The sequence below is a fragment of the Reyranella sp. CPCC 100927 genome (genome assembly GCF_007859315.1).
Taxonomy (GTDB): Bacteria; Pseudomonadota; Alphaproteobacteria; order Reyranellales; family Reyranellaceae; genus Vineibacter.
The window spans coordinates 133,822-157,758 of sequence record NZ_VOHA01000002.1; the positions used below are offsets into that span (position 1 = coordinate 133,822).

At 66.0% G+C, this 23,937-nt stretch carries 20 protein-coding genes; 11 read left to right on the forward strand and 9 right to left on the reverse strand.

Annotated features, from left to right (window positions below):
* Positions 1 to 14: 14 nt before the first annotated feature.
* Positions 15 to 608, reverse strand: a complete 594-nt coding sequence (locus FQU96_RS06770) for a urate hydroxylase PuuD (protein ID WP_146540115.1) — start codon at positions 606 to 608, stop codon at positions 15 to 17.
* A gap of 159 nt (positions 609 to 767) precedes the next feature.
* Here FQU96_RS06770 and FQU96_RS06775 point away from each other — a divergent pair, with 159 nt between their 5' ends.
* Positions 768 to 1,637, forward strand: coding sequence for a phytoene/squalene synthase family protein (locus FQU96_RS06775; RefSeq protein ID WP_146540116.1), 870 nt, complete (start codon positions 768 to 770; stop codon positions 1,635 to 1,637).
* Positions 1,638 to 1,639: 2 nt separating this feature from the next.
* Here the strand turns inward: FQU96_RS06775 and FQU96_RS06780 are convergent, their stop codons facing one another.
* The 5 genes from FQU96_RS06780 to FQU96_RS06800 all read right to left on the reverse strand — a co-directional run bounded on the left by FQU96_RS06780 (position 1,640) and on the right by FQU96_RS06800 (position 7,252).
* Positions 1,640 to 3,007, reverse strand: a complete 1,368-nt coding sequence (locus FQU96_RS06780; protein ID WP_146540117.1) for an amidohydrolase family protein — start codon at positions 3,005 to 3,007, stop codon at positions 1,640 to 1,642.
* A 4-nt stretch (positions 3,008 to 3,011) separates the two neighbouring features.
* Entirely contained in the window at positions 3,012 to 4,385 is a 1,374-nt protein-coding gene (locus tag FQU96_RS06785; RefSeq protein ID WP_146540118.1) for an amidohydrolase family protein, read from the reverse strand.
* A 158-nt stretch (positions 4,386 to 4,543) separates the two neighbouring features.
* Positions 4,544 to 5,368 carry an ABC transporter permease gene (locus FQU96_RS06790; protein ID WP_146540119.1) on the reverse strand — a complete coding sequence of 275 codons (825 nt, stop codon included), beginning with the start codon at positions 5,366 to 5,368 and terminating at the stop codon, positions 4,544 to 4,546.
* 7 nt (positions 5,369 to 5,375) lie between these two features.
* The gene (locus FQU96_RS06795) at positions 5,376 to 6,176 is read right to left on the reverse strand and encodes an ABC transporter ATP-binding protein (protein ID WP_146540120.1); all 801 of its coding nucleotides are present in this window, start codon (positions 6,174 to 6,176) and stop codon (positions 5,376 to 5,378) included.
* Between the two features lie 20 nt (positions 6,177 to 6,196).
* Positions 6,197 to 7,252 carry an ABC transporter substrate-binding protein gene (locus FQU96_RS06800; RefSeq protein WP_178130353.1) on the reverse strand — a complete coding sequence of 352 codons (1,056 nt, stop codon included), beginning with the start codon at positions 7,250 to 7,252 and terminating at the stop codon, positions 6,197 to 6,199.
* A gap of 193 nt (positions 7,253 to 7,445) precedes the next feature.
* On the opposite strand from FQU96_RS06800, the gene FQU96_RS06805 reads away from it, so the two are divergent.
* Positions 7,446 to 8,342 carry an alpha/beta fold hydrolase gene (locus tag FQU96_RS06805; RefSeq protein ID WP_146540122.1) on the forward strand — a complete coding sequence of 299 codons (897 nt, stop codon included), beginning with the start codon at positions 7,446 to 7,448 and terminating at the stop codon, positions 8,340 to 8,342.
* A gap of 36 nt (positions 8,343 to 8,378) precedes the next feature.
* On the opposite strand, the gene FQU96_RS06810 is transcribed toward FQU96_RS06805, so the two are convergent.
* Together FQU96_RS06810 and FQU96_RS42470 are read right to left on the reverse strand one after the other, a co-directional pair.
* Positions 8,379 to 10,880, reverse strand: a complete 2,502-nt coding sequence (locus FQU96_RS06810) for a ligase-associated DNA damage response DEXH box helicase (RefSeq protein ID WP_370461349.1) — start codon at positions 10,878 to 10,880, stop codon at positions 8,379 to 8,381.
* The gene (locus FQU96_RS42470) at positions 10,859 to 11,197 is read right to left on the reverse strand and encodes a transposase (RefSeq protein WP_218574633.1); all 339 of its coding nucleotides are present in this window, start codon (positions 11,195 to 11,197) and stop codon (positions 10,859 to 10,861) included. Before FQU96_RS42470 ends, FQU96_RS06810 begins: the two co-directional genes overlap by 22 nt.
* 318 nt (positions 11,198 to 11,515) lie before the next feature.
* Between FQU96_RS42470 and FQU96_RS06820 the strand changes: the two genes are divergently transcribed.
* From FQU96_RS06820 to FQU96_RS06850, 7 genes are all read left to right on the forward strand, one after another.
* Positions 11,516 to 12,568, forward strand: a complete 1,053-nt coding sequence (locus tag FQU96_RS06820) for a ligase-associated DNA damage response exonuclease (RefSeq protein WP_146540123.1) — start codon at positions 11,516 to 11,518, stop codon at positions 12,566 to 12,568.
* Positions 12,568 to 14,181 carry a cisplatin damage response ATP-dependent DNA ligase gene (locus FQU96_RS06825; protein ID WP_146540124.1) on the forward strand — a complete coding sequence of 538 codons (1,614 nt, stop codon included), beginning with the start codon at positions 12,568 to 12,570 and terminating at the stop codon, positions 14,179 to 14,181. Before FQU96_RS06820 ends, FQU96_RS06825 begins: the two co-directional genes overlap by 1 nt.
* Before the next feature lie 103 nt (positions 14,182 to 14,284).
* Positions 14,285 to 15,277 (forward strand): GTP 3',8-cyclase MoaA, encoded by a 993-nt coding sequence (gene moaA / locus FQU96_RS06830; RefSeq protein WP_146540125.1) that lies wholly within the window; start codon positions 14,285 to 14,287, stop codon positions 15,275 to 15,277.
* A gap of 8 nt (positions 15,278 to 15,285) precedes the next feature.
* Complete coding sequence (locus FQU96_RS06835; RefSeq protein ID WP_146540126.1) at positions 15,286 to 15,684, forward strand: hypothetical protein; 399 nt, start codon at positions 15,286 to 15,288, stop codon at positions 15,682 to 15,684.
* A gap of 185 nt (positions 15,685 to 15,869) precedes the next feature.
* Positions 15,870 to 16,226, forward strand: a complete 357-nt coding sequence (locus FQU96_RS06840; protein WP_255467886.1) for a MarR family winged helix-turn-helix transcriptional regulator — start codon at positions 15,870 to 15,872, stop codon at positions 16,224 to 16,226.
* Between the two features lie 11 nt (positions 16,227 to 16,237).
* Positions 16,238 to 17,404 carry an HlyD family secretion protein gene (locus tag FQU96_RS06845; RefSeq protein ID WP_146540128.1) on the forward strand — a complete coding sequence of 389 codons (1,167 nt, stop codon included), beginning with the start codon at positions 16,238 to 16,240 and terminating at the stop codon, positions 17,402 to 17,404.
* Between the two features lie 151 nt (positions 17,405 to 17,555).
* The gene (locus tag FQU96_RS06850; protein WP_146540129.1) at positions 17,556 to 19,100 is read left to right on the forward strand and encodes a DHA2 family efflux MFS transporter permease subunit; all 1,545 of its coding nucleotides are present in this window, start codon (positions 17,556 to 17,558) and stop codon (positions 19,098 to 19,100) included.
* Positions 19,101 to 19,225: 125 nt separating this feature from the next.
* On the opposite strand, the gene FQU96_RS06855 is transcribed toward FQU96_RS06850, so the two are convergent.
* Complete coding sequence (locus FQU96_RS06855; protein WP_146540130.1) at positions 19,226 to 21,472, reverse strand: xanthine dehydrogenase family protein molybdopterin-binding subunit; 2,247 nt, start codon at positions 21,470 to 21,472, stop codon at positions 19,226 to 19,228.
* A gap of 194 nt (positions 21,473 to 21,666) precedes the next feature.
* Here FQU96_RS06855 and FQU96_RS06860 point away from each other — a divergent pair, with 194 nt between their 5' ends.
* Positions 21,667 to 22,509: an amidohydrolase gene (locus FQU96_RS06860; protein ID WP_146540131.1), complete on the forward strand. Its 843-nt coding sequence runs from the start codon at positions 21,667 to 21,669 to the stop codon at positions 22,507 to 22,509.
* A gap of 141 nt (positions 22,510 to 22,650) precedes the next feature.
* Entirely contained in the window at positions 22,651 to 23,868 is a 1,218-nt protein-coding gene (locus FQU96_RS06865; protein ID WP_146540132.1) for an MFS transporter, read from the forward strand.
* Positions 23,869 to 23,937 lie beyond the last annotated feature (69 nt).

A 23,937-nucleotide genomic window follows, 5' to 3' on the forward strand; every position in this document is an offset into this window, starting at 1 on the left:
GGATGATGTCTGTCTTACATCCCGGCATTCTGCTGCGCCACCATGCAGAACAGCATGGGGATCGACAGCATGGTATTGATGCGCGAGGTCATGCCGGCGAGACGCGCCGCCGGCGCCTTCTGTTCGGCCGGCACATCGACCAGGCCCAGCGCCTTCTGCTGGTTGGGCCAAATGATGAACCAGACGTTGAACGCCATGATCAGCGCCAGCCACATGCCGATGCCGATGACATGGGCGCCCTTCTGGAACGTCAGCGCCTGCACGATGTAGCCGTTCATCCACGCCAGCAGCAGCCCGGTGAGCACGGTGGCCGCCGCGCCCCAGCGGAACCAGAACAATGCCGCCGGCGCGATCACCTTGCTGACCGCCGGCTTCTGGTCGTCGGGAATCTTGGGCATTGACGGCGTCTGCACGAAGTTGAAGTACCAGAGCAGGCCGATCCACATCACACCGCTCAGCACGTGCAGCCAGCGCATGAAGAACGTGAACCAGGCATGATCCGGCTTGATCATCTGGCCAGAGAGGATGCCGACAATAATGGCAATGACGATGAGCAGCACGATGCCGGCGATGATCGTGCGCTGCAGAGATGAGAAGAATGCAGCCATGGGATTTCCCCCGTTTGTTACGCCACCTAAGCCGCGACAAACTAGCACACCGACTGCGGTGTGAATAGCCTTGCACAAGAATTTTCGTTCCCGATCAAGGATATATCCGTCAGTGTTCGTACGATATCAGCACTGCGCCGCAGCAAGAATGACAGCACCATGACGGCACCGCCTCCTGCCGATGCGCTCGACGACGCGCGGCGTGCCTGCAGCGAGCAGGCGCGCGCCGGGGATCGCGAGCGTTTCCTGTGCAGCCTGTTCGCGCCCGAACCGGCCCGCAGCGACCTGTGGGCCTTGCTGGCGTTCAATCTGGAGATCGCTCGCACGCGCGAAACGGTGAGCGAGCCCACCCTGGGCGAGATCCGCCTGCAATGGTGGCGCGAGGCGATCGAGGCGGCTGACGCCGGAAACGCCCGGCCGCATCCGGTCGTGCGTGCGCTGGCCGCGGCCATGGCCCGCGTGCGGCCGCCCCGGGAACGCTTCGAGCGACTGATCCATGCCCGCGAGCATGACCTCTACGACGATCCGATGCCTGATCTCGCCGCCCTCGAAGACTACGCCGACGCCACCTCGGGTGAGTTGTCGGTACTGGCGCTGGACATGCTCGGCGTGGCTGATGCCCCTGTGCGCGTGGCGGCGCGCCATGTCGGGATCGCCTGGGCGCTGGCCGGCGTCATCCGCGCCACCCCCTTCCTGGCGCGCCAGCGCCGACTGCTGCTCCCCGCCGATCAGCTTGCCGCCGAAAGCGTCAGCGCCGAGGCCATTTTCAGCGGCCAGCCTGAGCCTGGGCTGCGCGCCGTGCTGAAAGCTATCGCCGACCACGCCCGATACCACCTGCGGGAGGCGCGTGGCATTCAAGCGACCTTGCCACCGGCCGCGCTGCCGGCACTGCTGCCGGCGCGCCTGGCCGAGCGTCACCTGGCGTTGATCGAGGCCGATCGCTTCGATGTCTTCGCCGGCGTTCGGACCCCCAATCCGGCGCTGACGGCGGCCCGCGTCTGGTGGAGCCACGCCCGCGGCCGGTTCTGAGGTCACGCGGCGGCGACGTAGCCCGCCTCGCGCATGATCCGCGCCGCCGACTCCTGCAGTTCGCGCTTGCGCTGGCTCAGCACATCGGCCGGAAAGAGCAGGCGCCCGCCCTGCTTGCGCACAACGCCGTCGATGAGAACGGTATCGACATTGCCCGGACCGGCCTGTTCGACGATCGAGACGATCGGGTCGTAGACGGGGAACAGGTTGAGATCGCTGGCGCGCAGCAACGCGATGTCGGCCTTCTTGCCTGGCGTCAGCGACCCGATCTGCCGCTCCAATCCCAACGCCCGCGCCCCGCCGATCGTGGCCCAACCCAGCGCTTCCCGCGATACCAGCGGGGGCATATTCTGTGCCGCGTTCGCTGCCCGTGCCCGCACCTCGATCGACTGTGCGTGCAGCAGAGCGACATGCATCTCGCGGAACATCTCGCCCGAAACGGTGGGCTCGACATCCACGCCCAAAGCCGGGATTTGACCCAACGCGCGCACCCGCCAGACCAGCGGATCGGCGGCATAGGCGCGCAGTTCGCACTGTACGGTCGATATCGCCATCACGCCGGCATCGACCAGCCGCGCCAGCTCCTCATCGCCGAGATAGTTGCCGTGAACGATGGTGTGATCGTCGCCGATCAGCTTCTCGTCAAGCAGGGTGAAGTAACCACGCGGATCGATCGCCAGCGCCGGCCGCTTGGTCGCATGCGAGGATGACCGCAGCCCCAGGTCGCGCGCCAGACGGAGGTTGATGCGGGTCGGTCCCATTTCGGCCCAGTGCGGGCCCGCCACCGCCAGTGCCATGGTCACACGGGCGTCGTCGCTGGTCAGGCGCCCCTTGCGGATGCGCTCGACCCGATCGCGCGGATTGACCCGCCGCTCGAACGGTTCCAGCGCCTCCTGCGCCGGCGACAGCTTGCCGGCGCCGAGCGTGAAGACGGCGCGGATGCCGCTGTCTTCCAGCGCATCGATCGAGCGCTCCGCCTGCTCCGTGGTGGTGATGTTGTGGCAGTAGTCGAGCAGTGTCGTACAGCCGCAGTCGATCTGGTTGAGCGCGCCGATCAGGTTGCCGAGGTAGTTGTCCTGCGGCCCGAAGCGGGTCGCCATGTCGCCGTGGATATACTTGAAGTACTCGCCGCTGCGCCATTCGGAACCGATCGACCGCATCCCGGTCTGCCATGTGTGCAGATGGGCATTCACCAGGCCTGGCATCGCGATCATGTCGCGGCCGTCGATGACCGTGTGAGCCTTGGCGCCGAGCTGACGGCCGACGGCGACGATGCGGTCGTCCTCGATCAGGATATCGGCGTTCTGCAGGTCGCCCAGCGCCGGATCCATCGAGACGATCCAGCCGCAGGTGATCAATGTCCGGGCCATGGTCTCATGCCGCCCTGAGGGTGAAAGCGCCTTCGTGCATGACCCGCGCCACCGACTGGGCCAGTTGCGCCTGGCGTTGCCGCAGCGTGGCAGGGTCGACCAGCAGCTTGCCGGCGCGCTTGCGCACGATACCGTCGATGATGACCGTATCGACATTGCCGGCGTGTGCCTGCTCGACAATGCTGAGCAGCGGATCATGCACCGGGAACAGGTTGAGGTCCGTGGCGCGCAGCATGACGATGTCGGCCTTCTTGCCCGGCGTCAGCGAACCGATCTGGCGCTCCAGGCCGGCCGCGCGGGCGTTGCCGATCGTCGCCCATGTCAAGGCTTCGCGCGAACGGACCGGTATGGCCTTGAACGGCGGCTGTCCGCTGGCGGCGTTGTCGCGTTGCGATGCCCAGCGGGCATGCAGCAACGCCGCCTGCATCTCGCGAAACATCTCGCCGCTGACCATCGGCTCGATATCCACGCCAATGGACGGCATGCCGCCCAGCGCGCGCACCCGCAACGTCACGGGATCGGCCGCATGGCCGTGCATTTCGGCCATCACGGTCGCGGTGATCGATGCACCGGCTTCGACCACCGCGCGAAGCTCGGCGTCCTCGATATAGTTGCCATGAACGATGTTGTGGTCCGGCCCGATCAGGCCGGCCTCCGCCAGGCGTTGGTAGCCGCCGGGTGCAACCTGATCGGCAATTTTCTTCGTCGCATGCGAGGTCGAGAGCAGACCTAGCTCGCGCGCGAGGCGCAGGTCGTGCTCCGCGACGTCGTACGTGCCCCAGTGCGGGCCGAGGATTGCCATGGCGAGCGTCACGCGGCGAGCGTCTGACGCGAAGCGTCCCTTGCGCAGGGCCTCGATGCGATCGCGCGGATGCGGGATATGGGTATAGGGCAGGCTGCCGGGCTTGGTTGGCGGCTTGGCCGTGCCGTGCGCGAAGACGGCGCGAATGCCGGACTCCTCCAGCCCGTCGACGGACCGTTCGGCATGCTCCAGCGACGTGAGGTTGTGGCACCAGTCGAGGATCGTGGTGACGCCGCCGTCGATCTGTCCCAGCGCCCCCACCAGGTTGCCGATGTAGTTGTCCTCCGGACCGTAGCGCGTGGCCAGATTGGCGTGGATGTTGGCGTGATAGTCGGGCCCCAGCCACTCCGACCCGATGGCACGCAAGCCCGACTGCCAGGTATGGATGTGGGCATCGACCAGCCCGGGCATGACGATCATGTCGCGCGCATCGATCGTCTCATCGGCGGTCGCTTCGATGCCGCGGCCGGCGGCGACAATGCGGTCGCCCTCGATCAGCAGGCGTGCCTCGCGATGATCGCCGACAGCGTCATCCATGCTGACCAGCCAGCCGCAGTCGATCAGGGTGCGTTTCATTTCCACTGCTCCTCCACTATTCCCTCCCCCCAGCTTCGCTGGGGGAGGTGGCCGAAGGCCGGAGGGGGAATCAACGTGGTCTGAACTACATAAACCACGTCGGTTCCCCTCCGCCCCTTCGGGGCACCTCCCCAGCAAAGCTGGGGAGGAAGTATCACTCAGGTCGTGCGCCAGCGATTGACGAGCCCGTCGAGCTTCTGTTGGCCCTTGGTCAGAAGAATACCGAGCGCCGCCAGCAGCAGCAGGATCGCAAACACCTGGCCGGTTTCCAGGACCTGCCCGGCAAGCTGCAGGCGGGCGCCCAGCCCGTAGCGGGCGGTCTGCATTTCGGCGGCAACGATCAGGATGATCGAGATGCCCAATGCCAGCCGCAGGCCGCCGAAGATCGCAGGCACCGCCGCCGGCAGCACGATCTTGCGCTGGATCTGCATGCGGGTCGCGCCGAGATCACGCGCCGCCAGGATCAGACCTTCGTCGCACTGGCGCACGCCGATGATGGTGTTCACCAGGATGGGAAACACGCAACCCAGCGCGCTGAGCGCGATCTGGAAGAGATTGCCGCTGCCCAGCCAGATCACCAGCAACGGCACCAGCGAGATCTTCGGCACCGGGTAGATCGCGGCGACGAAGATGTCACAGACCGCATAGATGCGCCGCGAGGTTCCCATCAGGATGCCAAGCGCGATGCCGACGATGGCGGCCAGGAAAAAGCCGCCGAAGATGCGAAACAGCGTCAGTCCCAGGTCGTAGGCGAGGTTCTTGTGCACGAAGAGATCGAACAGGCTCACGACCACGACGGACGGCCGCGGCAGGTAGAGTTCCGGAATCTCCGCGACCTGGACCGACACTTCCCAGAACACGAGGAACAGCGCCATGGCGACGGGGCCATAGAACCAGTAGTGGTCGCGCAATCGTTCGCTTTGTACCGCCTGCGGCAACGGCGCATCGCCGTCGACGACGGCGGACGGCTTGATCTCGGACATGATGGCCTCAGTTCAGCATCGACTTGCGCACTTCGTCGCGCAGCAAGCCGTAGATCTCGGTGAACAGTTCGCCGAAGCGCTTGTTGTTCTGGGTATCGATGCCGCGCGGCCGCGGCAGATCGACATCCAGCGTCCGTGCAATGCGACCGGGACGCGCCGTCATCACCGCGACGTGGTCGCCCAGGAAGATGGCTTCCTCGATCGAGTGGGTGATCAGGATCACCGTCTTGCCGCTGCGCTCCACCACGGTCGACAGCTGTTCCTGCAGATAAAGCCGGGTCTGCGCATCGAGGGCGCCGAAGGGCTCGTCGAGAAAGAGGATGTCCGGTGACATCACGAGGCCGCGCGCCAGGCCGACCCTCTGCTTCATGCCACCCGACAGCTGGCTGGGATAATGTTTCTCGAACCCGGCCAGCTCGACGGATTTGATCGCCTCGGCGGCACGCGCATGGCGTTCGCCGGCCGATACGCCTTCGAGTTCGAGGCCGAAGGCGACGTTGTCCAGCACGGTACGCCACGGCAGCAGGTTGAAGGACTGCCAGACCGTGGCCATGCGCGGCGGGTCGCCAGCCCGACGGTTGCCCGATCCGTCACGGTAGAGGAATTGAACCTTGCCTTCGCTGGCCTCCATCAGGCCACGCAGGATCAGCAGCAACGTCGACTTGCCGCAGCCGCTGGGGCCGACGATCGATGTCACCTTGCCGGCTGGAAAGTCGCACGACACACCCGTGAGCGCCGTGGTCGGCGGTCGGTTCCGACTGAGGAACCGGTGCGACAATCGCTCGATCGAAATCGCTTCAAACTGCATCCCGGGCCAATCCTCTGCCTTCAGATGAACGGGTTCTTCTCGGCCATCCGGCGCTTGGCCTCGACAATGGCGCGGCTGTCGAACAGCTGGTCCTCGGGTACGGAACGCGCCAGAAGATCGGTGTTCTGGCGCCAGTAGTTCTGCTGCGCGATGATCGAGGGCAGGTTCGGCGTGCCGTCGATGGTCATGAACGTCCAGCGCGGCCGGGTCTCGTCGATGATCGGCGCGGTCAGTCCCGTCGCATCGGCGATGATCTTGAGAACCTCGGCATTGCCGGTCTTCGCGGCGTCCATGAAATCCATGTTGCCCTGCATGATCGCCATGCAGAAGCGCACCGCCGCGTTGTGGTTCGCGGTCAGGAACTTTTCGCTCGCCACCGAGCAGGCGAGCACGAAGTTCGGCGCGATTTCATCGCTCCACGTCGCGACCCGGCCGACACCCTGCTTCTGCGCGGCATAGGCTCCCGGCAGCGGCAGATTGATGATGCCGATACGGCCCTGTTTCATCAGCGGCAGGCTGACATTGGGCGACATGCCCCATTGCCACTCGAGATCGTCGGGCTTGAGTCCGGCACGCGCCAGGCCGTGCGCGTGCAGGTAATGGGCGACGCTGCCGCGCGAGGAGATGCCGATCTTCTCGCCCTTGGCATGACGGTAGCCATCAACCGAGCGGAAGCCCTTCTCCCATAACGCGTTGCTGACCATGATCGAGTTCGAGCCCCAGCCCGGTGCCTCCCGCCCGCGTTCCATGAACATGCGCAGCCCGGCGCCCTTGGCCATCAGGTTGAACAGACCGGCGCTCAATGTCGCCCCGGTGATATCGAGTTCGCCAGCGGCCAGCGCCGGCATCGACAGGCTGCCATCGACATGGCTAGTGGGTTCGATCGTGATGTTGAGTTTCTTGAAGTAGCCGCGTGCCTCGGCGATGAAATACGGTCCGCCCGAGATGTAGGGCGCAAATCCCATGCGGATGCGTGCCGGCGCCATGAAGTTCGATTGGGCCAACACATAGGGCGCCGGCAGCACGGCACCCGCCGCGGCCGCGACCAGAAATCCGCGTCTCGTTCCCACCCGCATCGCACGTCCCTCCCGGCAACTGTGTTTTGTTTCTGCAAACGTTTGCATCGTAGGCACCCACCCCCACGGGGTCAATCGGAGTTTCGCCGCGATCGTCGCCGACGCAGCAAACTAGTCCTTCCCTTTCCCTACAGGTCTCTCCTACGGTCTCCGTTCCAGCAGCGTCCCCCTTCTTCCCTCGGAGAGACCGTTCATGCCTGTCGCCCGTGCCAATGGACTCGACATCGCCTATGAGACCGTCGGCAACCCGGACGATCCGACGATCCTGCTGGTGATGGGCCTGGGGGCGCAGCTAACCCTGTGGAATGAACAGTTCGTGTCGGCATTGGCGGGCCATGGCCTGCGTGTCGTGATGTACGACAACCGCGACGTCGGCTTGTCGACCGACTTCGGCGCCTGGGGTCCCGCCGATATCCCCGCCGCAATGGCTGCTGCCTTCACCGGCAAGCCGATCACGGCGCCCTATACGCTGACGGACATGGCGCGCGACGGACTTGGCCTCATGGACACGCTGGGCATCGCCAAGGCCCATGTGCTGGGCCTGTCGATGGGCGGCATGATCGTGCAGCTGATGGCCGGTTGGCACCCGGCGCGGGTCACATCGTTGACCGTGGTGATGTCGACCAGCGGGCGACGGGGTCTGCCGCCGGGTAAGCCGGAGGCGATGAAGGCACTGCTGACCCGACCGCAGACGAATGATCGCGACGAGATCGTGCGCCACGCGATGTCGTTGCGAAAGATCATCGGCAGCCCTGGTTACCCGCCGGAGGAAGGACGACTGCGCACCTTCGTCGAGAAGAACGTCGACCGGCGCTACTATCCGGAGGGTGTCGGCCGCCAGTATCTCGCGGTGATGGCCAGCGGCGATCGTGTCGATCTGCTCAAGACCATCAGGGTCCCCACACTCGTCATCCATGGTGCCGAGGATCCGCTGCTGCCGGCCGACTGCGGCCGCGACGTCGCCACCCTCATCCCCGGTGCCCGCCTGGACCTGATCCCCGGCATGGGCCATGACCTGCCCGACGAACTCGCCGAGGACCTTGCCGCGCGCGTTGCCGCGCACTGCAAGGCAGCGGCCGCGGCGGACTGAGCCCTGGGTTCCTCCCCGCGCAGCGGGCAGGAATTGCTACACCCGCGTCGCCTCGGCGATCAGGTCCTGGGCTGCTTCGTCGAGCAGTTCATCGAGCGTGTCGCGGCCCATCACCTGTTCGCGGCCGATCTCCAGCAGCACCGGCACGGCCAGCGGCGAGATGCGATCGAGCCGGCGGTAGTCGATCCGCCCCTTGGCCCGGCGCAGCAGGTCGCCCAGCCGGCGGATATCGGCCAGTTGCCAGGCGGCATCCTGGCGGGTGGCGCGCAGCAGGATGTGATGGGGTTCGTGGCGGCGCAACGCATCGTAGATCAGGTCGGCACTGAACGTGACCTGCCGCCGCGACTTTTCCTGGCCCGGGAAACGCCGCTCGATCAAGCCGGCGATCACCGCGACGTTGCGGAATGATCGGCGCAGCATCGAGGACTCGTCCATCCACGCTTCGAGATCGTCACCCAGCATGTCCTCGTCGAACAAGGCCTCGACCTGCTGCGGCCGCGCCGGCTCCAGACCCCAGATCCCCAACACGTAATCGGTGGCGACAAAACCCATGGGCTTCAGGCCCAAGCGTTCCATGCGCCGGGTCAGCAGCATGCCCAAGGTCTGGTGCGCGTTGCGGCCTTCGAAGCAGTAGGCGACCAGGAATTGCTTCAGGCCGCGCGGGAACCCCTCGATCAACAGCCGATCGGCGCGCGGCAGGGTCGAGCGGATGCCCTGGATGCGCAGCCATTTGCGTACATCCTCCGGCAGATCGGCGTGGCGGCCAGGGTCGGCGATGATGTCGCGCACCCTGCCGGCGAGGTAGGTACTGAGCGGCAGGCGGCCGCCGCCATAGGCGGGGATTTTGGGATCTCCGCCATCGCGCACGCGGCTCACCTCGGCGTGCAGTTGGCGCACGCCCTCGAAGCGCAGCAGTTGGCCCGAGAAGATGAACGTGTCGCCGGCGATGAGACCCTGGATGAAGGTCTCCTCGACCTCGCCCAGCACCGGGCCGCCGCGCAGCTTCACCTTCATCAACGGCTGCTCGACAATGGTGCCGACATTCATGCGGTACTGGCGCACGACGTCGGGCCGCGTCACCTCCCATTTGCCGTCGCTGCGGGGAAACAGCCGGCGCCATTTTTCGTAGGCCTGAAGCGCATAGCCGCCGGTCGCCACGAAGTCGAACGCGTCGTCGTAGTCCTGGCGCGCCAGGTCGCGAAAAGGCGCCGCCCGGCGCACCTCGTCATACAGTGCGGCACGGTCCAGCGGCGCCGAACAGGCACATCCCAGGATGTGCTGCGTCAGCGCGTCCAGACACGGCGGTCGCGGCGGATCGCCATCGAGTTCCTTGGCCGCGACGGCTTCCTGGGCAGCGATGCATTCGAGCACTTCGAAACGGTTGCCCGGCGCCAGCAGCGCCTGGCTGGCCTCATCCAGGCGGTGGTTGGCGCGGCCCACGCGCTGCAGCAGGCGGCTCACGCCCTTGGGCGCGCCGACTTGGATGACGAGGTCGATGTCGCCCCAGTCGATGCCCAGATCGAGCGAACTGGTCGCCACCACGGCGCGCAGCCGGCCGGCGGCCATGGCCGCTTCGACCTTGCGACGCTGTTCGATCTCCAGGCTGCCATGGTGCAGCCCGATCGGCAGGTTCTCGCTGTTAAGCCGCCACAGCCCGTCGAATGTCAGCTCGGCCTGCGCGCGCGTGTTCACGAACACCAGCGTCATCCTGTGCTGGCGGATGGCGTCGTAGATGTCGGGCACCGTGTGCTGCGCCATGTGCCCGCCCCACGGAATGCGGGCATCGGGATTGAGAATCGAAATGCGCGGCCGCGCGCCGCCCTCGACCTTCACGACCTCGACGGGCGCATCGCGAAACCGGAGCCAGTCGGCGTAGAGCGGTGGATCGTCGACTGTCGCCGACAGGCCGACAAAGCGCGCCGCCGGCGCCATCGCAGCCAGCCGCGCCAAGCCCAGCGCCAGGAGATGGCCGCGCTTTGTGGTGGCGATGGCGTGCAGTTCATCGACGACGACAGTGCGCAGCCCGGAGAAGTAGTCCGCCGAATCGGGATAGGACAACAGCAGCGCCAGCGACTCGGGTGTCGTCAGCAGCATCTGGGGCGGCCGCACGCGCTGGCGCTCGCGGCGATTCTGCGGCGTGTCCCCGCTACGGGTCTCGACACGCACCTGCAGCCCCATCTCGGCGATCGGTGCCTGGAGGTTGCGATGGATATCCGTCGCCAACGCCTTCAGGGGGGAGATGTAAAGCGTATGCAGCCGCTCGACGGCTTCCCCGGTTGCCGCAAGATCGATCAGGCTCGGCAGAAACCCCGCCAGGGTCTTGCCGGCGCCGGTCGGCGCAATCAACAGCGCCGACTTCCCTTCCGCCGCCAGCCGCACCATATCCAGCTGATAGGGCCGCGGCACCCAGCCTCGAGCCACAAACCAGTCGCCGAACCGCGCCGGCAAGGGCGTCGAAGAAAACTCAAACGCCAGCTGGTGACGGGTCGGACCGCGCCGCTCCAGCGGCGCCTTCTTCATGTCACCAGTCGACGCCATGCCGAACTCCAGCGCCAATCAACCTTGTCTTCGACCAGCTTGGCCTTCACCGGGTTTTCCTCAATGTAGGTGAGGGCTGTCTGATGATGCCCCTCATCTCGAATGAAGCGATCAAAATAGTCTACATGCCAGAAGGGACCGTTGCGCTTGAGATGTCGGTTGGCCATCCGGGCCACGTACTGTTTCCATGAAGCAACGACCGCACCCAATCCATGGCCATTGAGTGTTTCAACCATGACATGAACGTGATTTGGCATGATGCACCAGGCTAGCAAGCGGTAACGTTGACTGTCGAAATGGAGCAGCGCGACCTCCATCAATCCCGCCACGACAGGATCGCGCAACCAACACGCACCAATGCCCCGATCCCCGATCCAGTAATATCTCGAATCTGCTCGTGCCTTCCGGATCATTCAGAACCTGTTTTGCGACATGCGCGGGCAAACTGTCTGCAAGCCTGAAGGTTACAGTCTGGACAAGCCGCGGTGTGTCATAGTGCGGAAGATACCCGCGCGAATGCCATCCTTTTGGTTCGCTCATTGCGCCATTTTAGGCGCAGCCTAGATTACATTGAAGAGAAGAGCGCCGCTGGAGCGGCGCGGTCCGACCCTTCACCAGCCAGGACGCGATCTCGGATGAACGCCTCGCCTTCTCCCAACGATCCGCGGTCGTGGCTCACCACCACGCCGAAGGGGTTGTATTGCGTGCCGGGTGGGTTTTTCGTCGATCCGGCGTGGCCTGTCGAGAAGGCGGTGGTCACGCATGGTCATGGCGATCACGCGCGGCCAGGCCATGGATCCGTGCTGGCGACGCTGGAGACGATCGAGATCATCAAGGTGCGCCTGGGCGCCGAGTCGATCGGCAGCCTGCAGGGCGTGCGCTACGGCGAGACAACGCGCATCGGCGAAGTCGATGTGCGGCTGGTGCCAGCCGGCCACATCCTGGGCAGCGCCCAGGTCGTCCTCGACTGGCGCGGCGCGCGTATCGTCGTGTCGGGCGACTTCAAGCGCCGGTCAGATCCGACATGCCCGCCGTTCGAGCCGGTGCCGTGCGATGTCTTCGTCACCGAGGCGACGTTCGCGTTGCCGGTCTTTCGCCACCCGCCCGACCAACAGGAGATCGCGCGGCTGCTGGGCTCGCTGCGGACGTTTCCGGATCGCACGCATCTCGTCGGCGTCTACGCGCTGGGCAAGTGCCAGCGTATCATCCGCCTGCTGCGCGCCGCCGGCTACGACCGCCGCATCTGGCTGCATGGCGGACTGATGTCGATGTGCGAACTCTATCAGCGCCACGGCATCGACTTCGGCGATATCGCCGCCGTCAATGATGCCGGACCGATACGGCGCAACGATCTCTTCCAGCACGAGACGTTCAAGAACGCCATCGTGCTCTGCCCGCCGTCAGCTCTGGCCGATCGCTGGACGCGGCGCTTCTCCGAGCCTTTGCCCGTGGCCGCATCCGGCTGGATGCGCGTGCGCGCCCGGGCGCGCCAGCGGGGCGTCGAGCTGCCGTTGGTGATCTCCGACCACGCCGACTGGGACGAGTTGCTGCAGACCGTGCGGGACGTGCAGCCCAAGATGGTCTGGGTGACGCATGGCCGCGAGGATGCGCTGGTGCACCAGGTCCAGGCGATGGGCGTGGGCGCCGAAGCGCTGCATCTCGCCGGCCGCGACGAGGAAGAGAGCTGATGCAGCGCTTCGCCGAGCTGCTGGATTCGCTCGCCTTCCAGCCTGCCCGCAACGGCAAGCTGCGGCTGATGACCGACTACATGCGCAGCGCGCCCGACCCGGATCGCGGCTATGCCTTGGCGGCACTCACCGGCACGCTGGAGTTGCCCAACGCCAAGCCGGCGCTGTTGCGCGAATTCGGCACCCAGCGCCTGGGCGAGACGCTGTTCATGCTGAGCTACGACTATGTCGGCGACCTCGCCGAAACGCTGGCGCTGATCTGGGAGCCGGCGGACAAGGTCGGCGTCGGACACAACCGGCCACCGCCGTCGCTGTCGGAGGTCGTCGAGACCCTGCGCCAGGCCAGCAAGCGCGAAACACCCCAGTTGCTCGAGCGCTGGCTCGATGCGCTGGATGCCACGGGCCGCTGGGCCCTGCTCAAGCTGGTGACCGGTGCGCTGCGCGTCGGCGTCTCGGCGCGGCTGGCCAAACAGGCTGCCGCCGACCTCGGCAAGGTCGAGATCGACGTGGTCGAGGAGGTCTGGCACACGCTGGAGCCACCCTACCAGGCGCTGTTCGACTGGCTCGAGGGCCGCACACCACGACCGGACCCGGGCAACGCGCCGGTCTTCCGGCCGGTCATGCTCGCTACCGCGCTGGAAGACTCCGACATCGGCGGCCTCGATCCTCAGGCCTACCGCGCCGAATGGAAGTGGGATGGCATCCGGGTCCAGCTCGTCGCGGGACCAGGCTACCGGCGCATGTTCTCGCGCGCCGCCGATGAGGCCGCGTCGGCGTTTCCCGACATTGTCGAGGCCATGGACTTCAACGCCGTCCTGGATGGCGAGTTGCTGGTGGCGCATCCCGTCGACGACGGTGGTGTGCGCGTGGCCCCCTTCAACGACCTGCAGCAGCGCCTGAATCGCAAGCAGACCACCGCCAAGCTCATGCAGGAGCACCCGGCGCATGTCCGCCTCTACGACGCCCTGATGATCGACGGTGAGGACCTGCGTGCGCTGCCGTTCGACGACCGTCGCGCCCGCCTCGAGGCCTGGTACGCCGCGCGCCCGCGGCCGCGGCTCGACCTGTCGCCGCTGGTGCCTTTCGACTCCTGGGACGAGCTTGCCGCCATTCGCGCCGGCACGCGCGAAGCCGGCATCGAAGGGCTGATGCTCAAGCGTCGTGACAGCCCTTATGCCGCCGGCCGCCCCAAAGGCCCGTGGTTCAAATGGAAACGCTCGGCGCTCACCGTGGATTGCGTGTTGATGTATGCCCAGCGCGGACACGGCAAGCGCAGCTCGTTCTACTCCGACTACACGTTCGGCTGCTGGCGTCCCACCGAGGGCGGCGCGCCGGAGTTGGTGCCGGTGGGCAAGGCCTATTTCGGCTTCACGGACGCCGAACTGATGAAGCTCGACAAATGGGTGCGTGACCACACCACCAACCGCTTCGGCCCGGTCCGCGAGGTCGCGCCCGGCCTGGTTCTGGAGATCGCCTTCGACAGCGTCCACCGTTCGACCCGCCACAAATCCGGCGTCGCCATGCGCTTCCCACGCGTGCATCGCATCCGCTGGGACAAGCCGCCGGCCGAAGCCGATGCACTGGCGACCCTGGAGCGGATGATCGTGGATTGAACCCTTCTCCCCGCTCCGCGGGGCGTGGAGGGTTTCTGAGGGGTCCAATTCCGCGTCCATTTTGGGGTCGAAACCCGGCCATTCCCGACCTACATTGTCGGACATGATCGACCCGTTCGGCCGTTCCATCTCATACCTGCGCGTCTCGGTGACGGACCGCTGCGACTTCCGCTGTGTCTACTGCATGGCGGAGGACATGACCTTCCTGCCCAAGGCCGAGCTGTTGACCCTGGAAGAGCTGGAGCGCGTCTGCGCTGCCTTCATCGGATTGGGCGTCAAGAAGCTGCGGCTGACCGGCGGCGAGCCGCTGGTGCGCAAGAACGTGATGTCGCTGGTCCGGGGACTTGCCGGCTACCTCGACGGCGGCGGGCTGGAGGAGCTGACGCTCACCACCAACGGCAGCCAGCTCGCCAAGCACGCCGACGAGCTGGCGCGGCTGGGCGTCAAGCGCATCAACGTCTCGATCGATACCCTGGACGCCGGCAAGTTCCGCGACCTCACCCGCTGGGGCGACCTGGCGCAGGTCATGCGCGGGATCGATGCCGCCCAGCAAGCCGGCCTGCACATCAAGATCAACGCCGTGGCGCTGAAGGGCGTCAATGACGGCGAGTTCGACGACCTGATCCGCTGGTGCCACGGGCGCGGCATGGACATGACCCTGATCGAGGTCATGCCGATGGGCGAGATCGGCACGGCAACCCGGCTCGATCAGTATCTGCCCTTGTCGATGGTGCGCATCGATCTGGCGCGACGCTGGACGCTGACCGACCTCGACGACAACACCGGCGGCCCGGCGCGCTATGTACGGGTCGAGGAGACCGGTGGCCGGCTCGGCTTCATCACGCCGCTGACCCACAATTTCTGCGAAGCGTGCAATCGAGTGCGGCTGACCTGCACCGGCACGCTCTACATGTGCCTGGGCCAGGAGGACGCTGCCGACCTGCGCGCCCCGCTGCGCCAGAGCGAGAGCGATGAACCGCTGATCGCCGCCATCCACGAGGCCATCGGCCGCAAGCCCAAGGGGCACGATTTCGTGATCGACCGCCGCCACAAGCGGCCGGCGGTGCCACGCCACATGAGCGTCACCGGCGGCTGACCGGCGGCATGGCGTTCGACGACAGATACGCCAGGGCTCTGATCAAGAAGGCGCGTCGCGGTTTCAGCGGCTATCCCGTCGCGACCATCGCCTACTACGGTCCCGACGACAGCCGAGCCACCAAGGTGGCCGTGGGAATCATCATGGCCGAAGGCGAGGACACCGCCGACCTGCAGCGCTGGTCCTCCGAGCGGGAGGATGTCCGGCGCGACGCCGGCATCCAACGCGCGATCCTCACGTTTATTCGTGCCCAGGGCGCCCAGTCCATCGCCATGGGCGACGGGATCCTGGGATGCGCGCACGAGGAAGGCATCGACTACCCCGACGGCACCGTGTGCCCGCAATGCCCTTTCTGGGCGAGCCACGACCGTCCGCTCGGTAAGCTCGTCCGGCGCACCACCTCTTAATTGCACCACCGCCATGCAGACTTGAGTGCCGCGGTCCCTTGTCAATTTAATAACGCTGCTTATGTTAGCGTCATCTATGGTAAGTCACGATGCCAAAATCGTTTGATCGGGACGTTCTCGTCCTCATCCATGACGTCGGCCGCCTCCTGCGTGTGCACGCGGATCGGCGTGCCCGATCGCACGGCATGACCCGGGCTCAGTGGGTGGTGCTGGTACGCGTGGAGCTACAACCGGGTCTGTCCCAGAACGAGCTGGCCGCCCTCCTCGAGGTCGAGCCGATCACCGTCGCCCGCCTGGTCGACCGCCTGCAAAAGCGCGGCCTGGTCGAGCGCCGCCCGGATGCCAAGGATAGGCGGATCTGGCGGCTGCATTTGCTGCCGGCGGCACAGCCGATCGTCGAAGAGGCCCACGAATACCGCGCCGAACTGAACGCCTTCATCACGCAGGGCATGCCGCCCGAACTGATCGACACCATCGTCGACGGCCTGCTGCGGATGAAAACGACCCTCACGACCGGCAACGCCGCGGACCAGGCTGCCTGAAAGGTACTGCCATGAGCACATCAACCGCCGCCCTGCGCGCCCTGAAGGAGCGCGAGGAAGACAAGGCGCCGACGTCCCCGCCGGCACACGAAGAAGACAAGGCCGCTACGACCGAGCAACCCACGACATCGGGATCGCCACCCTGGTGGACATCGCGCCGCGTCTTGCGGCCGGTCCTGATGGTGGGCGGTCTCGTCGCGGTGCTGCTGGTCGCCGGCTACATGTGGCTGACCGGTGGCCGATACGTGTCGACCGACGATGCCTACGTCCGTGCCGCCAAGCTGATGGTGTCGACGGACGTATCCGGCATTGTCGCCGGCATCGATGTCCGCGAAGGCCAGGTGGTGCGCAAGGGCGACGTGCTCTTCCGTCTCGATCCGCGGCAGTACGACATCGCCCTGGCGGGCGCCAAAGCACAGTTGGCGCAGACCGCGCTGTCGATCGAGGCCATGAAGCAGGATTATCGACGCATGCTGCGGGACGCCGAGGCCCAGCAGGCGCAGGTCGATCAGGCCGAGGCCCAGTTCCGTCGCTATGCGGCGTTGGTCACGGGTGGCAGCATCTCGCAGTCGACCTATGACGATGCGCGCTTCAAGTATGACGCCGCGCGCCAGACCCTGGCCTCGCTGCGCCAGCAGGCACAGACCCAGATCGCCAAGCTGGGCGGCAATCCCGACATCGCCGTGACCGACCATCCACAGTATCAACAGGCCAGGGCGCAGGTCGACGAAGCGCAGCGGCAGCTCGACCACAGTACCGTGCGGGCGCCGTTCGACGGCATCGTCAGCAAGGTCGATACGCTGCAGCCCGGCATGTACATGGCCGCCGACACCGCCGCCATGGCGCTGGTATCGACCGATCAGGTCTGGGTCGAAGCCAACATGAAGGAGACCGATCTCACCTGGGTGAAACCCGGCGATCGGGTCACGGTCGCGATCGATACCTATCCGGGCCGGGTCTGGGTCGGCACTGTCGATGTGGTGAGTCCTGCCAGCGGTGCCGAGTTCTCGGTGCTGCCGGCGCAGAACGCCAGCGGCAACTGGGTCAAGGTCGTGCAGCGCATCCCCTTGCGCATTGTCGTCGACCGCAAAGCCGGCGATCCGCCGCTGCGCGCCGGCATGAGCGTCATCGTCGACGTCGATACCGGCCATCGCCGCCAGCTGTCGGATATCTTGTGAATTTTTCCTCTCCCGCAAGCGGGAGAGGAAGGGGCCCATCGCGCAGCGATGGGAAGGTGAGGGACTACAGACGAAGCATTGTGCGTGAAGCCCTCACCCGGCGCTTCACGCCGACCTCTCCCGCTTGCGGGAGAGGTGAAGAGAAGAGCCCATGAGCACCACGGCAACCCCTTCTCCCACCGCTCTGCGGGGACGGGCGATCATCACGGCCTGCACGATGGCTGCCACCCTGATGCAGGCGCTGGACAGCACCATCGCCAACGTCGCGCTGCCCTACATGCAGGGCAGTCTGGCGGCGACGGCCGATCAGATCACCTGGGTGCTGACCTCCTATATCGTCGCGTCGGCGATCGCGACCGCGCCTGTCGGCTGGCTCGCCACCCGCCTGGGCCGCAAGCGCCTGTTCATCGTTGGCCTTGCCGGCTTCACCATCGCGTCGATGCTGTGCGGGCTCGCCACGTCGCTGGTCGAGATGGTGCTGTTCCGCCTCCTGCAGGGATTGTTCGGCGCCGTGCTGGTGCCGCTGTCCCAGACCACGCTGCTCGACATCTATCCGCCGGAAAAGCGCGGCTCGGCCATGGCGCTGTGGGGCATGGGCGTGATGATCGGGCCCATCCTGGGGCCGACGCTGGGCGGCTATCTGACCGACATCTACGACTGGCGCTGGGTCTTCTACGTCAACCTGCCGTTCGGCGTGGCCGCCATCGCTGGCCTGCTGATCTTCCTGCCGGAGACGGACCGCCAGCCGTTGAAGTTCGACTGGATCGGCTTCGGTGCGCTCAGTCTGGGCCTCGGCGCCTTGCAGCTCATGCTCGACCGCGGTCAGCAGAAGGACTGGTTCGGCTCGAGCGAAATCGTCATCGAGACCATTCTTGCCGGCCTGGGTTTCTACTGGTTCGTCGTGCACATGCTGACCGCCAAGAAGCCTTTCATCCCGCCGCGCCTGTTCCGTGACCGCAACCTGATGATGGCCATGGTCGTCATGTTCGCGGTCGGCATGATCCTGCTCGCCAGCGCCGCACTGCTGGCACCTTATCTGCAGACGCTGGCCGGTTACCCCGTCTTCACGGCCGGCCTGCTGATGGCGCCGCGCGGCCTCGGCACCATGGCGGCGATGATGCTGGCGGGACGTCTGTCCAACCGCATCGATCCGCGCCTGGTAATGCTGGCGGGCCTGCTGACCGTGGGCGCCACCATGTGGCAGATGACCGGCTGGACCCCGGACGTCTCGCAGCGCACGATGGTGATCTCGACCGTCGTGCAGGGCTTCGGGCTGGGCCTGATCTTCATCCCGCTGCAACTGGTCGCGTTCTCGACCCTGGCCGGCGCGTTGCGCACCGACGGCACCGCGCTGTGGAGCCTCGTGCGCAATGTCGGCGCCGCCATCGGCATCTCGCTCACCACGCTGGTGCGCGAGGAGAGCATCCAGGTCGTGCACAGCCAGTTGGCCGGCGACATCAGCCCTTTCAACCGGCTGCTGCAGGCGGGCGCGGGCGGCGGCTTCTGGAACCTGCACACGACGCCGGGCCGGATGGCACTCGATGCCGCCATCAACCAGCAGGCATCCATCATCGCCTACATCAACGACTTCAAGCTGATGATGCTGGTCTGCCTCGTGGTGATTCCCCTGCTCGCCCTGATGCGCCCACCACGTCAAGCAGCCGCCGGGCCAAGCCACGCCGCAGTGATGGATTGACGTCATCTTTTTCGGACCGCGGGCGTCCACGCCCGCATTTCGGCGCGTCAGCGCCGACGGGTTTTCGCTCTTCGCTTCGCTGCGAGCGAATGCGGGTGTGGACGCCCGCGGTCCGAAAATCAGGCCTACGCCGGCTCCAGCGCCGCAAGCACCTTCGGTGGCGACATGGGCAGGCTGTCGAAGCGATGACCAAGGGCGCCGTGGAGGGCGTTGGCGACTGCCGCCAGCGATGGCACCAACGGTACCTCGCCGACGCCGCGCACACCCTGCGGATGCTTCGGATTGGGGACCTCGATGATGACCGTATCGAGCATCGGCAGGTCGGAGGCGACGGGCATGCGGTAGTCGAGGAAGCTCGGATTATCGACCCGGCCGTTCTTGTCGTAGATGTACTCCTCGTTGAGTGCCCAGCCGATACCCTGCGCCGCGCCGCCCTGCATCTGACCCTCGACGTAGTCCGGGTGGATCGCCCGGCCAACGTCCTGGAAACAGGTGAAGCGCGTCACCGAGACTTTGCCTGTCGCCGGATCGACTTCGACGTCGCAGATCTGCGTCGCAAAGCCGCCTTCGGCACCGGTTGTGTTCAACGATACGCCGGCGCCGATCGGACCGCCGGTTTCGCTGGCCCGGGCGGCGAGTTGCGACAGCGATAGCGGCTCGAACTTGCCGGCGTTGTCACCCGCAGGCCGTGCCTCGCCGTTCTCCCAGGTGACCGCATCGGGATCGATCTTCCAGATCTTCGCCGCCCGCTCGCGTAGCGTGGAGATGACCTGCTCCGTGGACCGGGTGACCACCATGGCGGATGCATAGGTGACGCGGCTGCCGCCGGTGAGATTGCTGAAGCCGATGGAGCTGGTGTCGCCGATCAGAACCTGCACCTTGGCATGATCAATGCCCAGCAGTTCCGCCGTGATGTTGGCGGTGGAGGCGCGCGAGCCGCCGATATCCGGATGGCCCGTGATCACGACGACGGTACCGTCCTCGTTGATGTTGACCTGGGCACTCGATTCGCCGCCGGCGTTGAACCAGAATCCGCTGGCGACGCCGCGTCCCTGGTTGGGCCCCAGCGGCGCCGTGTAGTGCGGGTGCTCGCGCGCGGCCTTCAACGTCTGCTCATAGCCGATCACCGGGAAGACCGGACCGTAGGCCGCCTTGGTTCCTTGCTTGGCGGCGTTCTTCAGGCGCAGCTCGAGCGGATCCATCTTCAGCGCCTGGGCCACTTCGTCGATCACGCATTCGACCGCATACGCGCCGATCGGTGCGCCCGGCGCACGATAGGCGGCCACCTTCGACCGGTTGGAAACGACATCGAAACCCAGCGAATGAACGTTTGCGATGTCGTAGGGCGAGAAGGCGCAGCCGACCGCACCGCGGATCGGCGAGCCCGGGAAAGCGCCAGCCTGCAAGTAGTAGGTACCCTTGGCTGCAACGATCTTGCCATCCCGGGTCGCGCCGATCTTGACTGTGCTGGCCGAGCCCGACGTCGGCCCCGAAGCGCGAAAGACCTCCTCGCGCGTCATGACCATCTTGACCGGGCGGCCCGACTTGCGCGCCAGCAGCAGCGCCAACGGCTCCAGGTAGACGATGGTCTTGCCGCCGAAGCCACCGCCGATCTCCGCCGGAATGGCGCGAATGTCACTCTGCGGGGTACCGGTCAGATAAGCACACATGGCGCGGACCATGAACTGGCCCTGGCTCGAGCTCCAGATCGTGGCCTTGCCATCGGGCGCGACACTGACAAGGCAAGCGTGGGGCTCGATATAGCCTTGATGTACGGGCTCGGTCTTGAAGCTGCGCTCGACGATCACGTCGGCCGCAGCGAAACCGGCCTCGATATCGCCAAGCTTGTGCTCGATCTTGCCGGCGATGTTGGATGGCTTGCCATCAGACTGGATATGGCCGTGCAGGATCGGCGCGTCGGGCTTCATCGCCGCCTCGACATCGATGACCCAAGGCAGCACTTCGTAGTCGACCTCGATCAGTTTCAGCGCCTGCGCCGCGATCTGCTGCGTCGTTGCGGCGACGGCCGCCACGGGATGGCCGGCGAACAAAGCCTTGTCGCGCGCCATCACGTTGCGGCACATCCACCGCATGTCCTGGATCCCCACCATCACGGCACCCTTGTCGATCGGGAAATCGACGATGTCCTTGCTGGTGATGACAGCCTTGACACCCGGCAATGCAGCGGCCTTGGTCGTGTCGATCGACTTGATGCGCGCATGCGGATGCGGGCTGCGCAGGACCTTGCCCCAGATCATGCCGGGCATGGTGGTGTCGGCGGCGTAGGCGGCACGGCCTGTCACCTTGTCCGCACCGTCAGGTCGCACGGTACGTTTGCCGATCCATTTGTTGTCGGGATTGTCGAGGCTCATGGTTGTCCATCCCGTCGCATGCGGTGAGCATTTCCCGGTGACAGTCTAGCAGACACCGGCCTGACCTGAAGACCCACGGCGGTTGCACGGCGCGCAGGGCTGCCTCGGTGTTGAAGCCGATCCTGTTCGCGGTAAGACTATGCTGTCGCAGAAGCCCTATCGAACGACGCTCAGCACGTCGAAAGCGGGAAACCATGCCGATCATCGATGCACAGGTGCATGCCTACGAACGCGATCATCCGGGACGCCCGTGGGCTGCCGTACTGCACGGACCGCCGGAGGTCACGGGCGATCAACTGGTTGCCGCCATGGATGCCGTGGGCGTCGACGGTGCCATTCTGGTCTCGGTGTGGACCATGTACCGCTTCGACGCCAGCTATGCGCTCGCGGTCCATGCCGCGCACCCCGGGCGCTTCGGTCTGGTGAAACCGGTCGATCCGAACGATCCTGGCGTGGCCGATACGATCGCCGATTGGGCCGCCACCCCGGGCCGGGTCGCGATCCGCATCATGATGACACCGGATGTGTCGACCGACGCCGCCGATCCCGGCATCAACCGCGTGCTGTCTGCCGCAGCGCAACATGGGTTGCCGGTCAATCTTCTCTGTCGCGGGCGACTGGAACAGGTTGCCCGGATGGCGGCGCACAACCCCAACACCCGGCTGGTGATCGACCATCTCGGGCTGAACCAGCCGTTCGAGCCGCCGGTGCCGGCCGATCCGTTCGCCGAGTTGCCGACGCTGCTGGCGCTCGCCGCCCACGACAATGTCGTGGTGAAGATCACCGGTGCCTGCACCCTCTCGCATGAACCCTTTCCCTACAAGGACCTGTGGGATCCGCTGGGCCGCATCTTCGATGCCTACGGTTTTGATCGCTGCCTGTGGGGCACGGACTGGACCCGGGCCGTCGCACTGCTGACCTACAAGCAAGGGGTCGACGCGTTCCGTGTCACGGACCGCCTGTCCGAGAGCGAACGCGCCGCGCTGATGGGCGGCACGGTGCAGAAGGTCTACAGCTGGTCACCATCGAGGTCGTAGTGCCCGGAGCAACCTCCCGCCGGGAACGCGGCGCGAACACCTGACGCCCGCGCGCAGTAGAAAATTTCATGTGAGAACGGGTCGCCTATCCGGCGGCCCGTTCGTCCTTGGGACGATGCGCATGAAAGTGGTGAGGGCCAAATGAAGGTCTATTACGGCTGGGTCGTCGTAGCGGCAGGCGCCTTGATGGGCTGCGTCGCCATCGGCACGGTGTTCTCGCTGGCGGTTTTCCTGCAACCGATCTCGGACGCGACAGGTTGGTCACGGACCGGCATATCCACGGCGATGACGCTCGACTTTCTCGCGATGGGCGTCGCCGCTTTCGGCTGGGGCGCGGTGATGGACCGCTACGGCCCACGCATCGTGGTGCTCGCCGGCGCGGTATTGCTCGGCCTGGGTGTGGCGCTGGCCAGTCGCGCCAGCAGTCTGCTCGAGTTCCAGCTTGCGTACGGCATCGTGGTCGGCGTCGCCGCCGGCGCCGTGTTCGCCCCGACGATCGCTACCGTCACCGGCTGGTTCGAGAAGCACCGCAGCCTTGCGGTCTCGCTCGTCTCGGCCGGCATGGGCGTCGCACCACTCACGATCTCGCCCTTCGCGGCCTGGCTGATCTCATCCTACGATTGGCGCACGGCACAGATCACCATCGCCGTGCTGGCGTGGGTGCTGATGATCCCCACTGCGTTTCTGGTGCGCTCGGCACCGACCGCGCCCGCCAATGCCGCCCCCGCTCCCGGTGCGGTCGCCCCGGGAGAACCCGGCATGACCGTCGGGCAGGCGCTGCGCTCGCCGCAGTTCGTTGTACTGGCGGCAACCTTCTTCTGCTGCTGCGCGGCCCACTCCGGCCCGATCTTCCACACGGTGAGCTATGCGATGGCCTGCGGCCTGTCGACCATGGCCGCGGTCACGATCTACAGCGTCGAGGGTCTGGCGGGACTTGGGGGTCGCCTGCTGTTCGGCGTCGCCGGCGACAAGTTCGGCGCCCGTCAGGCACTGGTGGTCGGCCTGATGATCCAGGCCATCATGGCGGGGGCGTACTACTTCACGCGCCAGCTCGGCGAGTTCTACGCCGTGGCCGCCATCTTCGGCCTCGCCTACGGCGGCGTGATGCCGCTCTATGCCGTGATCGCCCGCGAATACTTCCCGATGCGCATCATGGGCACCGTCTTCGGCGCCGCCACGATGGTCTCGGCGCTCGGCATGGCGCTGGGGCCGGCGGTCGGCGGCTGGATCTTCGACGTCACCGGCGGCTACGGCTTCCTGTATATCGGCTCGCTCGGCATCGGCATCGGCGCTGCGGCCATCGCGCTGGTCTTCCCGCCAATACCGTCGCGCCACCCGGCCCAGCCTCAGCCAGCGTGATCGCGGCATCATCATCTTGATTTCTTGGTACGAAATCCGCTGTCATTCCGTGCATCGCGCGGGATGACA

Excerpts from the sequence above, each read along its gene's own strand:
- FQU96_RS06845 (WP_146540128.1), top strand. The coding sequence starts at position 16,238 with ATGAGCACATCAACCGCCGCCCTGCGCGCCCTGAAGGAGCGCGAGGAA.
- FQU96_RS06865 (WP_146540132.1), top strand. The coding sequence starts at position 22,651 with ATGAAGGTCTATTACGGCTGGGTCGTCGTAGCGGCAGGCGCCTTGATG.
- FQU96_RS06800 (WP_178130353.1), bottom strand. The coding sequence starts at position 7,252 with ATGCGGGTGGGAACGAGACGCGGATTTCTGGTCGCGGCCGCGGCGGGT.
- FQU96_RS06775 (WP_146540116.1), top strand. The coding sequence starts at position 768 with ATGACGGCACCGCCTCCTGCCGATGCGCTCGACGACGCGCGGCGTGCC.
- FQU96_RS06770 (WP_146540115.1), bottom strand. The coding sequence starts at position 608 with ATGGCTGCATTCTTCTCATCTCTGCAGCGCACGATCATCGCCGGCATC.
- FQU96_RS06780 (WP_146540117.1), bottom strand. The coding sequence starts at position 3,007 with ATGGCCCGGACATTGATCACCTGCGGCTGGATCGTCTCGATGGATCCG.
- moaA (WP_146540125.1), top strand. The coding sequence starts at position 14,285 with ATGATCGACCCGTTCGGCCGTTCCATCTCATACCTGCGCGTCTCGGTG.
- FQU96_RS42470 (WP_218574633.1), bottom strand. The coding sequence starts at position 11,197 with ATGGAGGTCGCGCTGCTCCATTTCGACAGTCAACGTTACCGCTTGCTA.
- FQU96_RS06790 (WP_146540119.1), bottom strand. The coding sequence starts at position 5,368 with ATGTCCGAGATCAAGCCGTCCGCCGTCGTCGACGGCGATGCGCCGTTG.
- FQU96_RS06820 (WP_146540123.1), top strand. The coding sequence starts at position 11,516 with ATGAACGCCTCGCCTTCTCCCAACGATCCGCGGTCGTGGCTCACCACC.
- FQU96_RS06810 (WP_370461349.1), bottom strand. The coding sequence starts at position 10,880 with ATGGCGTCGACTGGTGACATGAAGAAGGCGCCGCTGGAGCGGCGCGGT.
- FQU96_RS06850 (WP_146540129.1), top strand. The coding sequence starts at position 17,556 with ATGAGCACCACGGCAACCCCTTCTCCCACCGCTCTGCGGGGACGGGCG.
- FQU96_RS06835 (WP_146540126.1), top strand. The coding sequence starts at position 15,286 with ATGGCGTTCGACGACAGATACGCCAGGGCTCTGATCAAGAAGGCGCGT.
- FQU96_RS06795 (WP_146540120.1), bottom strand. The coding sequence starts at position 6,176 with ATGCAGTTTGAAGCGATTTCGATCGAGCGATTGTCGCACCGGTTCCTC.
- FQU96_RS06860 (WP_146540131.1), top strand. The coding sequence starts at position 21,667 with ATGCCGATCATCGATGCACAGGTGCATGCCTACGAACGCGATCATCCG.
- FQU96_RS06855 (WP_146540130.1), bottom strand. The coding sequence starts at position 21,472 with ATGAGCCTCGACAATCCCGACAACAAATGGATCGGCAAACGTACCGTG.
- FQU96_RS06785 (WP_146540118.1), bottom strand. The coding sequence starts at position 4,385 with ATGAAACGCACCCTGATCGACTGCGGCTGGCTGGTCAGCATGGATGAC.
- FQU96_RS06840 (WP_255467886.1), top strand. The coding sequence starts at position 15,870 with ATGACCCGGGCTCAGTGGGTGGTGCTGGTACGCGTGGAGCTACAACCG.
- FQU96_RS06805 (WP_146540122.1), top strand. The coding sequence starts at position 7,446 with ATGCCTGTCGCCCGTGCCAATGGACTCGACATCGCCTATGAGACCGTC.
- FQU96_RS06825 (WP_146540124.1), top strand. The coding sequence starts at position 12,568 with ATGCAGCGCTTCGCCGAGCTGCTGGATTCGCTCGCCTTCCAGCCTGCC.